This is a genomic window from Sphaerospermopsis sp. LEGE 00249, from assembly GCF_014299995.1.
In the GTDB taxonomy this organism is placed as follows: Bacteria; Cyanobacteriota; Cyanobacteriia; order Cyanobacteriales; family Nostocaceae; genus Sphaerospermopsis; species Sphaerospermopsis kisseleviana.
In genome coordinates this window covers 52,069-69,166 of sequence record NZ_JACJUZ010000020.1, presented here as the reverse complement: position 1 = coordinate 69,166, position 17,098 = coordinate 52,069, and the positions used below count along the sequence as shown (strand labels likewise).

12 protein-coding genes are annotated in these 17,098 nt (G+C 39.4%); 3 read left to right on the top strand and 9 right to left on the bottom strand.

What is annotated here, in order from left to right; all coding sequences use genetic code 11:
* Positions 1-131: 131 nt before the first annotated feature.
* The 8 genes from leuD to H5968_RS09415 all read right to left on the bottom strand — a co-directional run bounded on the left by leuD (position 132) and on the right by H5968_RS09415 (position 10,847).
* On the bottom strand, positions 132-740 hold the full coding sequence (gene leuD, locus H5968_RS09450; protein ID WP_187039746.1) for a 3-isopropylmalate dehydratase small subunit: 609 nt from the start codon (positions 738-740) through the stop codon (positions 132-134).
* Between the two features lie 231 nt (positions 741-971).
* Positions 972-2,375, bottom strand: coding sequence for a 3-isopropylmalate dehydratase large subunit (gene leuC, locus H5968_RS09445; protein WP_187039745.1), 1,404 nt, complete (start codon positions 2,373-2,375; stop codon positions 972-974).
* Between the two features lie 185 nt (positions 2,376-2,560).
* Positions 2,561-3,304 carry a Uma2 family endonuclease gene (locus tag H5968_RS09440; protein WP_187039744.1) on the bottom strand — a complete coding sequence of 248 codons (744 nt, stop codon included), beginning with the start codon at positions 3,302-3,304 and terminating at the stop codon, positions 2,561-2,563.
* Positions 3,305-3,643: 339 nt separating this feature from the next.
* The gene (locus tag H5968_RS09435) at positions 3,644-6,973 is read right to left on the bottom strand and encodes an Eco57I restriction-modification methylase domain-containing protein (RefSeq protein ID WP_187039743.1); all 3,330 of its coding nucleotides are present in this window, start codon (positions 6,971-6,973) and stop codon (positions 3,644-3,646) included.
* 120 nt (positions 6,974-7,093) lie between these two features.
* Entirely contained in the window at positions 7,094-7,330 is a 237-nt protein-coding gene (locus tag H5968_RS09430; RefSeq protein WP_187039742.1) for a hypothetical protein, read from the bottom strand.
* A 222-nt stretch (positions 7,331-7,552) separates the two neighbouring features.
* Positions 7,553-8,425, bottom strand: coding sequence for a hypothetical protein (locus H5968_RS09425; RefSeq protein ID WP_187039741.1), 873 nt, complete (start codon positions 8,423-8,425; stop codon positions 7,553-7,555).
* Between the two features lie 157 nt (positions 8,426-8,582).
* The gene (locus H5968_RS09420; RefSeq protein ID WP_187039740.1) at positions 8,583-9,359 is read right to left on the bottom strand and encodes an RNA polymerase sigma factor SigF; all 777 of its coding nucleotides are present in this window, start codon (positions 9,357-9,359) and stop codon (positions 8,583-8,585) included.
* 654 nt (positions 9,360-10,013) lie between these two features.
* Positions 10,014-10,847 (bottom strand): photosystem II manganese-stabilizing polypeptide, encoded by an 834-nt coding sequence (locus H5968_RS09415; protein WP_096566685.1) that lies wholly within the window; start codon positions 10,845-10,847, stop codon positions 10,014-10,016.
* A 666-nt stretch (positions 10,848-11,513) separates the two neighbouring features.
* Here H5968_RS09415 and H5968_RS09410 point away from each other — a divergent pair.
* From H5968_RS09410 to ftsZ, 3 genes are all read left to right on the top strand, one after another.
* The gene (locus H5968_RS09410; RefSeq protein ID WP_187039739.1) at positions 11,514-11,879 is read left to right on the top strand and encodes a hypothetical protein; all 366 of its coding nucleotides are present in this window, start codon (positions 11,514-11,516) and stop codon (positions 11,877-11,879) included.
* A gap of 70 nt (positions 11,880-11,949) precedes the next feature.
* Complete coding sequence (locus tag H5968_RS09405) at positions 11,950-12,843, top strand: cell division protein FtsQ/DivIB (protein WP_187039738.1); 894 nt, start codon at positions 11,950-11,952, stop codon at positions 12,841-12,843.
* 942 nt (positions 12,844-13,785) lie between these two features.
* On the top strand, positions 13,786-15,081 hold the full coding sequence (gene ftsZ, locus H5968_RS09400; protein ID WP_187039750.1) for a cell division protein FtsZ: 1,296 nt from the start codon (positions 13,786-13,788) through the stop codon (positions 15,079-15,081).
* A 710-nt stretch (positions 15,082-15,791) separates the two neighbouring features.
* Here ftsZ and gshB read toward each other — a convergent pair.
* Positions 15,792-16,793 (bottom strand): glutathione synthase, encoded by a 1,002-nt coding sequence (gene gshB, locus H5968_RS09395; protein WP_187039737.1) that lies wholly within the window; start codon positions 16,791-16,793, stop codon positions 15,792-15,794.
* Positions 16,794-17,098 lie beyond the last annotated feature (305 nt).

Below are 17,098 nucleotides of genomic sequence, written 5' to 3'. Positions count from 1 at the left end.
GGAATAGGGAATAGGGAATAGGGAATAGGGAATAGGGAATAGGGAATAGGGAAGCTGATTAAAAAACATAAAAGTGATTACCCAGTCCCCAGTCACCAGTCCCCAGTCACCAGTCACCAGTCACCAGTCACCTAACTAGCAGCTAATTTACCCCAAGCAATGTAAGGTAATTTACCTGCTGTTGCTTTCACCTTTTCTGCATTTGCTACCAACTGTCCGCAAGCATCCCAAGTACCAGACACAAAAGCGGTTTTAGTTCCCTCACCCATAAACACCGGGAAAGTAAGATCATTAATTTTTACTTGCAAATTTTCCACATTTATGGTAATAGGCGCTTGGGGATTAGCAGTAACTAAATCTTGCAATTGCTTAACTATACTCGGTTCGGCTGTAACGCATGGTATACCCATTGCCACACAGTTACCAAAGAAAATTTCTGCAAAGCTTTCACCAATAATGGCTTTGATGCCCCATTTAGCTAACGCTTGGGGTGCGTGTTCTCTGGATGAACCACAGCCAAAGTTACGGTTAACAATTAATATCTTTGCCCCTTGGTATTGGGGAAGATCGAAAGGATGTTGACCATTTAAAGCTGTTCTATCGTCAATAAACGCACCTTCTCCTAAACCATCAAAGGTGATTGCTTTTAAGTAGCGGGCGGGTATAATGCGATCTGTGTCGATGTCGTCGCCAATTAAAGGAACGGCGCGATCGCTTATCTGTTTGATTTCACTTACCATAGTTTTAATGAACCGCAAAGTACACAAAGGACACGAAGGAAAGAGTTTAAGAGAGATTTTTCTTGTGTTTCTAGAGTTTTTTAATGAATGAACCACAGAGACACAAAGGAAACAGAGAAAGAAGAGTTTAAGAAACTTTATGTATGTAAACCACACTTTTAATTTCTCTCTGCGCCTCTGCGCCTCTGCGTGAGATAAAAAAGATGTAGTTTTTTTACCGACAATTTCGGTCTACAGCAATTCGCGTACATCAGCAACTTCACCCTTAATAGCGGCAGTTGCTACCATTGCCGGACTCATTAGCAGGGTGCGACCGGATGCTGATCCTTGTCTACCTTTGAAGTTTCGGTTAGATGATGAGGCGCTGATCTGTCTTCCTTGTAGTTTGTCGGGGTTCATGGCTAAACACATGGAACACCCTGGTTCTCTCCACTCAAAGCCAGCTTCAACAAAGATTTTATCTAGTCCTTCGGCTTCGGCTTCTTTTTTCACCCGTTCTGAACCGGGAACGACAAAGGCTTTTACACCTGCTGCAACTTTACGACCTTGGGCTATTTTCGCAGCTTCTCTTAGGTCGCTGATGCGTCCGTTGGTGCAGCTACCGATAAAGCAAACATCAATTTTTGTACCTTGGATGGGTTGACCAGGGTAAAGATCCATGTAACGATAAGCTTCTTCAGCAACGAAGCGATCTTCTTCTGCTAGTTCTTCAGCTGCGGGAATTTTCTGATCCACGCCTATTCCTTGACCGGGTGTTATTCCCCAGGTAACGGTGGGGGGTATGTCTTCGGCATTAAATACTACTACATCATCATATTTGGCATTGGCATCACTCCGCAGAGATTCCCACCAAGTAACGGCTTTGTCCCAGTCTGCACCTTGGGGGGCGAAGTCTCTATTTTTCAGATATTCGTAAGTAATTTTATCAGGGTTCACATATCCGCATCTTGCACCACCTTCGATCGCCATATTGCAAACGGTCATCCGTTCTTCCATGTTCATCTGTTCAAAGGTAGTTCCTGCATATTCGTAAGCGTAACCTACACCACCTTTAACTCCCAAGGTGCGGATAATGTGTAAAATTACATCTTTAGCGTAAACTCCGGGTCTGAGTTTTCCGTTAACTTCAATTTTTCTAACTTTGAGTTTTGATAATGCTAGGGTTTGGGAAGCGAGAACGTCGCGGACTTGACTTGTACCAATACCAAAAGCGATCGCCCCAAAAGCACCATGACTAGATGTGTGACTATCTCCACAAGCTATAGTCATACCCGGTTGGGTTAGTCCCAACTCAGGGGCAATAACATGAACTATACCTTGATTTCCCGAACCAATATTATGGAAAGTAATGTTATTTTCTTGACAGTTTTGCTCTAACGCCTGGATCATTTCTTCCGCCATGCTATCCAAAAACGGACGCGCTTGGTTATCCGTAGGAACAATATGATCAACAGTGGCCACTGTGCGCTGTGGGAATAAAACTTTTAAACCCCTCTCTTTGAGCATAGCAAAGGCTTGAGGACTGGTAACTTCATGGATAAGGTGGAGTCCGATGAATAGTTGCGTTAGTCCTGATGGAAGTGTACCAACGGTGTGGATGTCCCAAACTTTGTCAAACAGAGTTCCCTTGCTCATACATCAAATTCTATGTTAAAGGAGTTGAGCTTTTGATTATATCAGAAAAGCGATAACGTTATCGAAAAATCAATAGGTAGGTTGGGTTGTTCGCGTTAGCGTTGCGAAGCATGGAACGAAACCCAACATCATTAAAACCTTTGTTGGGTTGCGCTGTCGCTTAACCCAACCTACATTTAGTAACTTTAAATTGTCTCCGGGTCAATATTTAATTCTCTCAATTTTGCCGCTAAACGTGCTGCTTTTTCAGCTTCTGCTTCTGCTCTTTTAGCTTCAGCTTTTCTTGCTTCTGCTTCTTGTTCTGCTCTTTTAGCTTCTTGTTCTGCACTTTCTTCCGGTGTAGGAACTAAAATTCCTTCCCGTGTAAAATACCGCAATAAACCATTATAAACACCCAAATATAAACCTAGTTGTTGACTCCATAAATGTCCTTTTTCATTTGCTGTCAACGGTTGATATTCTCCATCTAATAAATGAAAACCCGCAAATTCTAAAGTGTAAGGATCAAACCAAAAATAATCTGGAGTGCGGAATGTATTTTGATAGAGTTGTTTTTTAAATTCTCTATCTGTTTTTGCTGTACTGGGTGAGAGAATTTCGACAATTATATTAGGATATTTACCATCTTCATCCCACACTACCCAGCTTTTACGGGTTTTGCGTTCAGTTTCTAAAACAACAAAGAAATCTGGACCACGAGAATCTTCTGATTTTTTCTGATTTGGACTATAGTAAATGGTTAGGTTTCTAGCAGCATAGAAATCATTTCTATTTTTCCATAACCATTTAAGACATTTAATTAAGAGCATAATTTGCTCTAGATGCAGTTCTGTTTCTACGGGAGGTTCATCACTATATAAATCACCAGGGGGAAATATTACATCTTGGTAGATGTTTTCTTGGGTTTCTTGTTCTTGTGCAATGATCATAATTTTGATATGGCATCAAGTTGTAATTTTTTGATTATAACATTAGGTAATTGGTAATGGGTAATTGGTAATTGGTAATTCGTAAAAAACATCCTGTAAATCCTTAAATCCTGGATATCCTGATTCAGACAATGAAAATAATTAAACGCAGATGAACGCAGATGAACGCGGATTTTTAGATCCCCGACTTCTATTACTCGTTCCCATACTCTGTATGGGAATGAATAATTGAAGGCTCTGCCTTCTGATGTATGCTAGAGTCAGAGACTCTATATTACATTCCCAGTCGGAGACTGGGAACGAGTTTTAATTTTTAATTTTTAATTTTTAATTTTTAATTCAAATCGGCATTCTTGGAGGTGCTGTTTTCCACATTAAGTCAATTTCTTCCGGTGTTAACTGATAAGTTTGATTCACTAAATCTGCAAGTCGCTGTTCTAATTTCACAGCTTCATTTTTGCGGTTTTGAATTTCTGGAACATAATCATTATGTGCTTGACGTAAGGCTTTAAAGGCTGGTATACTTAATGGATCAGATGCTTTTTTAGCTGTCTTGGGTTTGGGCATTCTTTTTCTCACTTCTTCCACAAATTCAACAAATTCTAAAGTTGCGAAATCTTCTAGTTTATTTCCTAGTTTTTCAATTTTGTATTCTATTTGCAACCAGTCGAGAACGTCTTTATAAACTTGTCCGTTGAGTTTGGTTATTTCTATTAAACGCGTGACAATTTCTTCTACTTCTGCGCGTATTTCTGCTGTCGGTTGTGCAATGGGTAAAGTTTCAAATAAAAATCCCATTGGACTAATAGCGTCAGATAGCATTTTTGTAAAAATTCGTTGACTATACCACCAAATTAAAGGAGAATTAAGTACAGCTAAAATAAATAAATCTTGAGTGGGAAGTATGAAAGTTTTATTATTTCCCAAAAATCCAGAATTATCAAACCCATAAAGCGGGAAAGTTTGAATCTCTTGATAGATAATTTTAGGTTGTTCAAATAATTGCCAATAATCAACAGCATCCTGAATTTCATACCATTTATAAGTACCTGGTTTTCGTCCTTCCCACTTACCATCTTTGCTAATATTCCAATTTTTCGGACGTGGTTCTAATTGCTTTTGATATTGACTCAGATGATTTTTAACAGCAGGATAAGCATCAATATCAATTCCACGACGAGTAAAAATTATCCATAAATTATCCCATTCAGGACACCATCTTTTAATATCTTGACCTCTTAATATTGGTTTAATAATTTCCGCACATTTCGGATCATCTAAAATCAGCTTTCTCTTAGTCGCATCATCTATAAAAAACGCTTCATTAAAACCAGTTTTTATTCCATATAAAGGTTTAACCCCAGCAAACTCTTTTAACGGAACACCAACCCGTTGAATTTTCTGCATTAACTCATCCACCGCAGGAGGTTCTAAACTCCAAGCATTAGCAGAAAACCGCGACCAAGGTATAGTATAACTATTCTCTTCATTCTGCACATATTGAGTCAGGTTAATTTTCGGTAACTCCTCACGGGGAACAATACAAATTACAACTTCTTTATTTTCCCTCTCCGTTTCCGAAACTTTAGTTTTCCTGACTGCAACAATACAGGGAAAAGTATCAGCATCTTCAAAAATTGGTGCGTGTCCAAAATCAATAATTTGTTCAAACACACTCGACTGAGAAAAGAACCTTCTCAAAGCTTCGCCATAACCAGAACGTAACCATTTATTAGTCACAATATAGGAAAGTATTCCCTCTGGTTTCAATAAATTCAAACCTTTCTCATAAAAATAAATATAGATATCCGCTACCCCATCATAGGTTTGATAGTTTTCCTGTAAGTAAGGTTTAAAAGGTGATAATAATTCCTGACGAATATAAGGAGGATTTCCAATTACTACATCAAAACCACCTTCAGCGCAAACTTGGGGAAATTCATTTTCCCAAATAAAAGGTAAATCTGTAAACTCTGCATCAGCAACAATAGAATTACCAACTTTGATATTATCATCTAAATAAGTTAAAGCTTTACCCTGAGTTGCAGTTTTTAACCACAAAGATAACTTAGTAATTTCTACTGACTCTGGAGATAAGTCAACCCCAAATAAATTATTACTCAGAATAGTTTTATCTAATTCTAGATTTTCTGAATCTTGATATTGTAAAAACCGCAAATTATCATGCACTCGTTGATACTGACTTTGCAAATAATCAAAAGCAGCAATTAAAAATGCACCTGAACCACACGCAGGATCAACAACTCGCGTTTTTACTAATATCTCATTTCGGTAAGTTAACCAAAATTGAATTTCTTGCGATCGCTGTTTTTCTGGATCTGTAAATTCTGCTAACTGTAAACGCTGTCTTAACTGAGTTTCCCGTTTTTGTAAATATCCACCAATGGCAATTTCGACAATATATTGCGTAATATAAGCAGGAGTATAAAACACTCCCAATTTTTTCCGCTTTCCTTGTTTTTTATCAAATTCCTGTTGAGAAACATCAGCTTTTAATTCTTCTAAATCTGTAATTGACTGTTCAAAAATCCGCCCTAAAATATCTACAGAAACTTCGGAATCAAAATCAAACCGTGTCAGGTTTTTCAGTTGGGTACATAAAGGATCAGGAATATTTAATGTTTCATCTAATAGCGGATCATGTTGAAACAAACCACCATTATAACCGGGAATTGGTGGATCATCATTACCTTGATCAACCCAGCGAAAAACATCTTGATAAATTTCCCAAATCGGACGATTATTATAAGCATTTTTGCTATCATGGGCTTTAGTAATTGTCTGTTCTGGTAATAATCCCCTATCCTCACAAAATGCAATAAATAAAATCCTGTCTAATGTCTTTTGTGCTTTTTCAATTAATACCGCATCACGGTTAGGAATATCTAATGCAGCAAAAAAACGAAAATGTTTAACAATGTTTAATCTGACTTGTTTATATTCCTCATACAGTTGTTTGGTAATATCTTCCTGTGCTTGATCAGAAGCGGTTAATAATCTATCAATAACAGAGACATCTTTGATGGGTAAAAAATTATCCCGACAAAGAATAAAATAGAATTTTTTAAACTCCTGCAAATCTCCTAAATCTGCTAATACAAACTTTTCATAATAAGCTGGAGTTTTATTAATATGATATAATCGTAATTCTCGATAATTAGAAATAATGATCCAACGACAATCAGGAGTATAATTAGCATAATGCCATCCTTGATCAACTGCTGATTTATCCCTTCCTGATGCAGCACGATCTAAATTATTTTTAGTTCCTTTTAATTCAATAGGTGCTACTACTTGACCTTGTAATTTTACCTGACCTTTTTGGTTTTCTGTCGCGGTAAAATATCCTAAAGCAGCATCAGCAAACCCCCCACCATCAGCAATGTTTTTTTCTGGGTAAAGTTCCCATTTTTTACCACCACCATCAATTACAGAACGATAACCTAATACATCTTGAAATATCTCTTTTAAGAAATTTCCCTGTAGAGAAACTTCGCTGATTTTATCCAGTGTACCTGAATTTAAAGCTTCAACCCATTTGCTAATTATTTGATGACGTGCTGTTAAATCTTCAGGAAATTTAAAAGCACCCAAGGCATTTTTTAACGACTTTTTCTGAAATAAAGCTTTATCGTCTTTTTGATTCATATCTCATACCTATTGGTTCACTATTATTGAGTCTAACCTACGATGATTAAACAACAAATAAGCGTAACTGCCGAGGTAGGAAAACCGGGGATATTCCCATAAGGGTTAACGGCTATAGAATCAGGTTTTTAGACTGTTATAATAATCTAAAATCAGCTTCACCTGTTCCTCATTAGTATTTGGTTGGCAAGAAATAGACAAACCAGCAATTTGACTTTGATCATAATCAAAATCTGAAGAAGTTTGAGGAATTAAATCCACATCAACCCCTTCCACCTGCCGCAAATGTGCCGCTATTTCTCGATATACAGCCAAAGGTAAATTAGGAAATTCTATTTTTTGTTGAGTCTGTTCCATAATTCCATAAAAAGTATAAAATCATCACTATAATATAAAACCGGACATTTCCGGTTATGCAACAAATTTAATTGCCAGAATTGATGTTATATCTATAAATTTACAGCAAACTTACAGCAGATTGTCAATGAATGAAGTACAAACTGCACAACAAAATGACTCCTGACTCCTGACAGCGTAGCGCCAGCCATATTCTGCTGTAACCAGATAGCTAACCAACTCTTACAAACCCATTGAAATGGAAACCCCAACAGCAGGTTGTGCAGGTTCAGACTTTGCAGGTTCAGACTTTGCAGGTTCAGACTTTGCAGGTTCGGTAGAGGGTTTTTCTCCCACTGCTTTAGCAACTTCAATTCCGAACTGTTCAAACACAACCACAGGATTAGAACCTCTGTTCATCTCAATTCGTTTAATCAAAACCCCATTACCCAATCTTTGCCCAGCTTGTACATAGCGGCTGGTAGTTTCTTCCGGCACTTTAATAATTGCCTGGGGTTCTTTACCAATAACAACTATACCACTGACCAAAACCGCTTGAGCATCTTCAGGCTGGGGAGCAGGTGGTAACACAGGCTTAACAGGCTCTTTAGCCACAACTTGAGGTAAAACCATGGGCAAAACTGGAGTCAAAGGAGGTTTTGGTTGAGGTGGAGGAGTAGTAATTTGTACACGACCCTGGCTATTTTGTCCCCCCTGAGCTTGATTTGTTCCTCTTTGTTGTGGAGATGGCAAAGGAGGCAGTTTAGGAACTTCTTTTGGCTCAGAATTGGCAGCAATTGGTACCCATAAGGGCTTAATAATTTCCGCAAATGGATCAGTCCGCCCTTTTTGTGCCAAATCCACGCGCAAATCGCCTCTAGTGGATTCAATCAAGCCGGGATTATTTGCCTTTATTGCTTGATCTTTTTGAGAAGACACCACAGGATTAGCAAAGGGTGTCTTTTCTTCTGGTTTTTCTGCCGCTGTTTGGGGAATTGGTGCAGCTGGAGGAGTGTTAGTAGCTTCTGGCGTATCATTAACTGTACATCCAGCGATCGCCAAAGTTAAAATAGCCGCAGCTACAATCTGTGAATTAATTTGTGAATTTATACCCATTAGCTGTTCTCGAAAGCTATAGGAAAGTTTACTTATGGAAATCAACACGCCTGAAATTGTGATTACAGGCCAAGTCTGTTTTCTTTATAACCTAAATTTTACATTTCCAGAGTTATTTTTAACACTCCAGCAAATCATGGTTTCAGAGGATTGGCTATTAATTTTCAGGCGCTACCATGATTTTTTTCAGCATATCCAATCCTTTTTTGACTTTACGAGAAACAGTAACTACACTAATTCCTAAATGTTCTGCAACTTGTTTCTGTGTCAAATCATGTAAAAACACGCATTCTAAAACTTCCCGGGTGCGGTTCTCCAACTGTACTAATGCTTGTTGTAATCTGATTTGGTCTTCTTGCGCTAATTGAAAGCTGCGGTAATTGGGATCGGGAACCAATTCCCCCAAACTGGTAGATCCTTCTTCTCCATCCTGTATGGGTACATCCAAACTCAGGGGAGAGCGATTCACCCATGCTAATTTAATTTCCTGCCATTCACTTTGAGAAATTTCCAATGCACCAGCTATTTCTGCATCAGTCGGTTGGCGGTTGTATTTTTCCCGCCAAGAACGGGAAACACCTATGGCTTGCTGTTGCAGTGCTAACCAGCGCCGGGGTATCCGCATGGTTACGCCTTTGTCCCGGAGGTAATGTTGAATTTCCCCACGAATGTAAGGAATAGCGTAAGAACTAAAGGCGTGTCCTTTAGAAAGTTCAAATTTCTCAATAGCTCTAATTAAACCCAAACAGCCGACTTGGATCAAATCTTCATAGCTTTCATGACATTGATTGATCCAGTAGTGAGCTTCTTTTCTCACCAGCCCAAAATTTAGTTTCACCAGTTGATTACGAAGGCGTTCTGAGGGACATTGCTCATATTCTCGCAACAACTGTGAAATCTCATGTTTTAGTTCGTTCGTGACTGTAGTAGGCATAGCACATTCAGGATTTAGCAAATAGAGTGTTTATTAATCGCTCCTAAACTTAATTTTTAGACGCGCTATAGGCAGATATGCACGTTATTGAACAACTCATAAAGCCATCAGGCAGACTAAAATTTTTGGCTAGAAAAGATTTTGAGCATGGGTTGAAAATCTAGGGCGATTTTCAGCAGAGTTGCTTTTTAGTGATCGAAGTCAATGGTCTGTTGTAGTTTATTAAACAACTCGCATAGAATCAAAATATACAATTCTTTCCCTAATGTCAAACCGGGATATTACGTAACTTAATAAATGCAATATGAAATGTACTGAATAAATAGCCAAAAATTCTATCTATTATTTTTCTAAATTAATAAAAATTATTGATGAGTAATAGTACGTATTTAATTTTAATAAATTCACCTAATTTCCCAAAACATGAATTTGACAACTGTTTATTTACGGAAAAATCACAATGGAAAAATCACAGGTGATGAGAAATTAGCCAAAAGTTTACCAGTCTAAAAAAAACCAACTACCCTCTTAAAAAGCAGGGCAGTTGGATGAATTTTTTTATAGCTGTAGACAGAGTAGTTAGGACATCAATTAATCATGAAACTCCTACTAAAAAAGGGTTTTACTCCTGACTCCTGCTATAACAACAGGAATTTAGCCGCGATTTGTTTCTACGCGACCGTAGAATAAACCACGAATCTTAACTTCTTTAGGTTCGCCAGCACCCAAATCTGTATCAGAGGGCTGTATACTTTCAAAAGTACCAGCTATTTCGCCAGTAGAACTGTCTACTTTAGCTACTTGTAAAGAAATCTTGCCATTGAGGATTTCTGTACGCTTCACATTAGCTCGTGTCAAATCATCATCGTCGGCTTGGGCTGGTAATGCCACAGCATTATCATAACCACTGACAACACCACGACCTTTGGGATCTAGGAAAGAAGCACCACGATAAGAAGGAACTTTAAACTTACCTTCAAAATCAGTAGAAGTATTAATGCTGGTCAAATTAGGCTGTGTTTGTGCAATCAAGTTTTTGACAGTAAATAAGAAAGGTACTAGTTCACCACCAGGAAGTTTGACTGTGATAGCTTGGAAATCAAGACCATCTTTTTCTACAAAGGTCAGACTGTTATCTGGGTTGATTTTTAAATCACCTTGTACTTGATCAATAGTGGATGTGTTACGAGTCACCAATTTACCAGCTACAAATTCAGCTTCTTGCCGTTTGTTAGCGGGTTCTTCTTTGACAAAGTAATTGGTAGGTTCTAAGCACAGTTCTTTGATGGTGTAGGTCTGACCGTTATCCAAAGCAATAGAACCACGGCTTGTTTCTGCCAGCTGAGGGCATTTGTTAGCCAAGCCAGTACCTCTAATTTGTTCGTAAGTCAGCAAGTCTCTGCTGCTAGATGAAGGCGCATCACTACAAGCAGTTATCAGCCCCAAGCATAAAGCTAAGAATGCAACTATTAAAGCGCGATACCTCATGGTCAACCTCAATGTCATTAATATTTAAGTTGTAAAACGGCTCTACTAAACGTAATAAAACGCATTCCGTTTTGAGTTTTCAGGTTTAGCTTCAGAACCAGCAGTTTCTCTCATCAGAGTTAGATGGAAGTTGCTTTTTCCTTAGCTTCAAACCAACAGTCTACTGAGTGGCATTTGGCAGGGTTTGGCTAAATGGATGAGTAGACCACAACAACGCCTCAAGGCATCTGTTATTAATGCGAAGTAGGCTATACTTCGCGCTTTGCTCTTACATCAGGTAAAAGCGGCATGACCCAAATCATCCTGTATTGTATATGTATTGCTAGTACATACAATCTTTGGTTTGATAGGGAAATTAGCCAAGTTATAGTGCCAAAAAGCATAAGATTTCTCTGATGCTATTTGTTAGTCGGAAATGAATCCCCAAAATTCACTAAAACGTAATTAAGCCCTCACATTAAATCTGTGGGGATTACTTTACGTACAATATTCAAACTACCATTCACATTGGCATCAATCAATTGACAATTAGCGCCTCGTCATTAGTAGTTCTTCGCTTGATTTTTGCTTGCTTTTTGTGATTTCGCTCTTACCCCTGCCCATCCTCCCTTTTTTCGGGTGTTTCGGGTATTGTATTACTTTTATAGAACAGCAGCAGAAAATTACATGAACAATGACCAAAATTTGCCATCGGGAAATTTATCTGCTAAGTTGCAAGCGATCGCATCTGCGGTGCAAGATGCAGCCCACGCTTGCCAAGGCAATGTTACAGCATTATTATCTTTGCTGAGACAATTAGAAAAGTTACATAAAGAAATTCGTGATGGAATTTTTCAAGATAGTTTGCCCGATAACCGCCAAAGACTCTACGCACTGCTCAGAGATATTGAGTCTGAGGGGGGTTGGCCTTATATTGAACGTATGCGATTACAAGAATTTCTAGTGAATTTACCAGTAGAAAGTAATGAAAAAACTCCTGTTATCCAAAACACTAACGACTCCTGTGATACTGATAACTGGTTAGAATGGTAAGCTTAAGAGTTTACCAATCACCAATTACCGTGGTTTTCAGGAATTAGACTCAAACCAGAAAGGGGTTTTCATGGCCGGTATAGTATCAGTTTCCCGCAAGAATTTAGCTCAACGCCGTAAAAAATTACGTAGGCAGCAGCAAATAAAAATCATCCACACTATTTGGCGAACACTCGCTGCCAGTAGTCTAGCAGGTGGATTGCTCTGGGTAACACTCCAACCAATGTGGGTGTTAAAAACACCTGCACAAATAGTCCTAAAATCAGGCAATCAATTATTATCCAAGGAAACCATTCAGTCGCTGTTGGCGCTGTCCTATCCCCAATCTTTATGGCGAATTGAACCTTCTGCAATTGCCGAAACTTTAGAAGCACAACCCGCTATTGCACAAGCCACTGTCAGCCGTCGTCTGTTTCCTCCTGGTTTAATTATTGAAATTCAAAAGAGATTACCAGTGGCAATGATTCACACCCTACCAAAACAAAGCACAACCAGTTGCAATACTCAGCCTCAATCTTCGGCAAACTCTGGCAAACAAGCAACATCTTCATGTTTGCAAAATACTCCTGCTGGAAGCAAACAGGATGATGTCAGTTTACTAGATGCTAGTGGCGCTTTGATTCCTCTAACAAAATACACTGCACTTAACCCCACAGGTAAATTGCCTACCCTCAAAGTTCTTGGTTCACCAGAAAAATATTGCCCCTATTGGACTGAACTTTATCAAGCTGTCAGTCAGAGTTCTGTTAAAGTGATGGAAATTGATTGCCAAGATCCCACAAATTTAATTTTGAAAACAGAATTAGGAAATGTCCATCTTGGTGTTCCTAATGCCCAATTACCGGAAAAAATCCAGTTACTTGTGCAAATGCGGCATTTACCAGCAAAATTCAAGCCCAAACAATTAGCCTATATTGATATCAAAAATCCTGAACGACCTTTAGTACAACTGAACCAAAAATAACAAATTAACTTCCCAGATACCTAACAAGCTTGAGCCTGTTTGAGTACAGAAACCAGTTTTTGAGGATAAAAATGATAAAAATATTAGTTAGTTTTACGGTTTGCACCATTGAAATAACAATTGGCATGAACTTTTGATTAAAATGGCAGGATAAATAATAGAAACTTCTTGGGAATAATCTTTATGCAGGTCGATAAAAAATCAAGGGTTTGGGTGCAGCGTTCTTACACCTTGGTGGGGAGGTAGGGTTTCCCAATCAAAACTACCGTCGTCCATTGGTAACTGCGTTTTGTATGTGAGTATTTAACCTCATAGGTTTATAACCAAAAACTAAACCAAACGCATTTTTGATATATCTTCTGGAGTAAAAAGTAATGCTTTACACAGTAAATCACTGAAAAATTTAGTAGTTATCGAAAAAATGAACAAATAAAGCTGTAAAATTGATTGCTAATAAAAGTTTCGAGCAGAAATAGTGGGGGGATATTGAGCATCAAATTCACAGAGCAATACTGGGAAAATTTAGCAACATAGTATAGAAAATCTTAATGTCTAGATCAAGTTATATAAACCGATTTTCGGACAATGTAGGTATACTTTTCTAGAATTAGTTATGCGATTGCGCGGAGCGCAGTGCTGACAGCCCAGTTTGCTCTAAGCCATAGGCGATCGCCTAAGTTGCCAAATGATCCCATAGCTAATTATGATCGGGTTTCGCAGACAGCGCCAAAACTTACAGAGATTTACAGAGACTTACAGAGGGATAACCGCTCCCATGCTCCCCTTGAGTAAGAAGGAAAAGTCTAGATTTGTCTAGGTTTTGCACAGCAGAACAATAAAAAATATTGATTGTCATAGACGGTGACAGTCTCCAACTCAACTATATTTGACTCTTAGGTGAATAACACCAAAACAAGTCGTTTATCTACCTTCATCAAGCCAATGACATTTGATAATAACCAAGAGCTTACCTATAAAAATGCCCAATCTGCGGGACAAACAGGGTTATCTTTGTCCGTTAACTCTAACAATCCCTTTGGTAGTTCCGGGCTAAACTTTGCCCAAAGTAACGACAGTAAAAAAATTACGGAAAATAGCCGCATTGGTGAAATTGTTCCGGGCCGAGTCGCCAATATTAAAGTTATTGGTGTTGGTGGTGGCGGTGGCAATGCTGTTAACCGCATGATTGAATCTGATGTTTCTGGGGTGGAATTTTGGTCAATTAACACCGATGCCCAAGCCTTGACTTTAGCTGGCGCTCCCAGTCGTTTGCAAATCGGGCAGAAACTAACCAGGGGTTTAGGTGCAGGGGGTAATCCCGCTATTGGTCAAAAGGCAGCGGAAGAATCACGTGATGAAATTGCTACCGCCTTAGAAGGTGCAGACCTAGTTTTTATCACTGCGGGTATGGGTGGTGGAACAGGTACGGGTGCTGCGCCAATTGTGGCGGAAGTGGCCAAAGAAATGGGCGCTTTGACTGTGGGTGTAGTTACCCGTCCGTTTGTATTTGAGGGACGGCGACGCACTAGCCAAGCCGAGCAGGGTATTGAAGGATTAAAAAGTCGGGTTGATACCTTGATTATTATTCCTAACAATAAGCTGTTGGAGGTAATTCCTGAACAAACACCTGTGCAAGAAGCCTTTCGCTATGCCGATGATGTGTTGCGTCAAGGGGTACAGGGTATTTCTGATATTATTACGATTCCCGGTTTGGTGAATGTGGACTTTGCCGATGTGCGAGCAGTCATGGCAGATGCAGGATCAGCATTGATGGGTATTGGTGTGAGTTCTGGCAAATCTAGAGCTAGAGAAGCTGCGATCGCCGCGATTTCCTCACCATTATTAGAATGCTCTATTGAAGGTGCTAGAGGGGTTGTCTTCAATATCACTGGTGGTAGTGATCTCACTCTGCATGAAGTGAATGCGGCTGCGGAAACAATTTATGAGGTGGTTGATCCCAATGCCAATATTATTTTCGGTGCAGTGATTGATGACAGACTGCAAGGAGAAGTCAGAATTACCGTGATTGCGACTGGGTTTACTGGAGAAATTCAAGCTGCTCCACAACAAACTGTGGCCACTCCCAGAGTAGTGACTCCATCTCCCAAGAAGCTAGGAGTACAAATGGTTAATCAACCAACTGTTAATCAATCAACTCCAACTCTTGAACCTAAAGAAAAACCGATCTTAGATATTCCTGATTTTCTCCAACGAAGACGCACACCACCTAAAAATTAAGTAGGGCTTGCTGAATAAACTCAAAACCTTGATAAATCAAGGGTTTCAGGTGGAAAATCAGGAAATCAGTGCAGGATTTTTCAGGGGTATACTCCTAAAAGCGTGCATTTTCCGGGTGAAATTTCAAAGAATTGGTTACTAACAGATCACCCAAACTCTTGCCTATTCCCTATTCCCTGCCTTAACGAAGACCCTTTTTCAGCAAACCCTAAGTAATTGTAGATTTGAGATTTTAGATTAAGTTTGCAGTCTCAGTTCTGGCGTTTGTGCTTTATACAATTTCTTAGTTTTAGGTTTATCACCAGGATAGGGGTCAGCAATTTACCTGCCTACCCCGTATTTTATTGGAGTTTTTTTTATTTAGGGGTTGCTGAGAAAGTCTTTCCGTGAGGGCATAGGAGTCAGGAGTCAGGAGTCAGGAGGAGATTTGAAAATTTCTTTGCCATCTCTTGAAATCCCAAAAAATGCACACTTTTTCCGGTATACCCTTCAAAACCCTTGCACTAATTTCTGTGTTTATCAGGCTCTAACCTTTGATATATCAAGGTTTTAGGTTTATTCAGCAAACCCTATATAAAACTTCTAGTGGGTTCAAAATTAATGCAGACTGCAATGGTGCTGCTAATATTTTGAGAAAAGTAGCGGTGATGCTAGGAGTTGATCTTAGCGGAATCAGTAGAGGCTGTTTAAGCCAGCCTCAGAAAGTTCGTTTATGGACTCTTCAGAAATCTCCGTGTCTTTAGACCGGAGAAGCTTAACTGCTCTAGCCATTGAATAACCTGATGAGCAAGGTGAGTACCATCTAGGCGATCAATTTCTCGGATGCCCGTGGGACTGGTAACGTTGACTTCTGTGAGGTAGCCACCAATCACGTCAATACCAACAAAAATCAAGCCGTCTTGACGCAGTTTTTCTGCCAATAAGGTGCAAATTTCCTGTTCTCTTGCGGTAATTTCCGTTTGAGCAACAGTACCACCTGTTGCCATATTATTGCGAAAATCACTACCACTAGAAAGGCGATTAATCGCCCCAATGGGTTCGCCATTGAGCAAGATAATTCGCTTGTCTCCGTCCTTAGCTGCGGGTAAATAGTTTTGTACCATTACTGGTAATCGACCTTGGAGGGTACTGAGTTCGACTATTGAGTTAAAATTGCGATCGCCTGATTGTAAAAATAAAATCCCCTCCCCGGCTTTGTTACCCAATGGTTTGAGAACTGTTGCACCCTTAGCTTCTACAAATTGGCGGATCACCTTTTTATCAGCACTCACAATGGTTTCAGGGATGGCTTGAGTAAATTGCAAGGCATACATTTTTTCATTTGCGGCTCTGATACCATTGGGGTTGTTAATTACCAGGGTTTTATTTTGGTCAATGTAATCCAAAATATAAGTAGCATACAGGTAGGAATCGTTGACTGGTGGGTCTGTCCGCATAAATACAGCGTCCATTGACTCCAAAGCAGTGAAGACGCTAGAACCTAACTTATACCAAGGATTTGCGGCTACCCAACGTCCCTCTATTAATTCCACTGGTACAAGTTCTACTTGCTGTAAAACAGCCCAAGCTTTGCTATCCACAACATTTAACAAATTCGCTTGGGTTATCCAAACTTCATGACCAAGAATTTGCGCTGCTTCCATGAGGGCAACACTCGTATCATGGCAAGGGTCAAGCTGATGGATGGGATCGATAATAAAAGCCAGTTTCACCCTTTCTACCTCAATTATCAAAAAAAATTAATTAGGGGTTGCTGAGAAAGTCTTTTCATGAGGGCATAGGAGTCAGGAGTCGTAGGGGCGAAGTAGGGGCGAAGCATTCGGAAAATAACCTGTGATAAAAATTGATCATTTATCGCCCGAATGCTTCGCCCTTACAGGAGTCAGGATGAGATTTCAAGATTTCTTTTCCATCTCTCGAACTCAATAAAAGTGCAAGGCTTCGCCGTGAGCGTTAGTGGTCACTGACCACCTTACCTTTGATTTATCTGGGTTTTGCATTTTGTCAGCAAGCCCTA

Coding starts and splice junctions, on each gene's coding strand:
- leuD (WP_187039746.1), bottom strand. CDS start 740: ATGGTAAGTGAAATCAAACAGATAAGCGATCGCGCCGTTCCTTTAATT.
- leuC (WP_187039745.1), bottom strand. CDS start 2,375: ATGAGCAAGGGAACTCTGTTTGACAAAGTTTGGGACATCCACACCGTT.
- H5968_RS09440 (WP_187039744.1), bottom strand. CDS start 3,304: ATGATCATTGCACAAGAACAAGAAACCCAAGAAAACATCTACCAAGAT.
- H5968_RS09435 (WP_187039743.1), bottom strand. CDS start 6,973: ATGAATCAAAAAGACGATAAAGCTTTATTTCAGAAAAAGTCGTTAAAA.
- H5968_RS09430 (WP_187039742.1), bottom strand. CDS start 7,330: ATGGAACAGACTCAACAAAAAATAGAATTTCCTAATTTACCTTTGGCT.
- H5968_RS09425 (WP_187039741.1), bottom strand. CDS start 8,425: ATGGGTATAAATTCACAAATTAATTCACAGATTGTAGCTGCGGCTATT.
- H5968_RS09420 (WP_187039740.1), bottom strand. CDS start 9,359: ATGCCTACTACAGTCACGAACGAACTAAAACATGAGATTTCACAGTTG.
- H5968_RS09415 (WP_096566685.1), bottom strand. CDS start 10,847: ATGAGGTATCGCGCTTTAATAGTTGCATTCTTAGCTTTATGCTTGGGG.
- H5968_RS09410 (WP_187039739.1), top strand. CDS start 11,514: ATGAACAATGACCAAAATTTGCCATCGGGAAATTTATCTGCTAAGTTG.
- H5968_RS09405 (WP_187039738.1), top strand. CDS start 11,950: ATGGCCGGTATAGTATCAGTTTCCCGCAAGAATTTAGCTCAACGCCGT.
- ftsZ (WP_187039750.1), top strand. CDS start 13,786: ATGACATTTGATAATAACCAAGAGCTTACCTATAAAAATGCCCAATCT.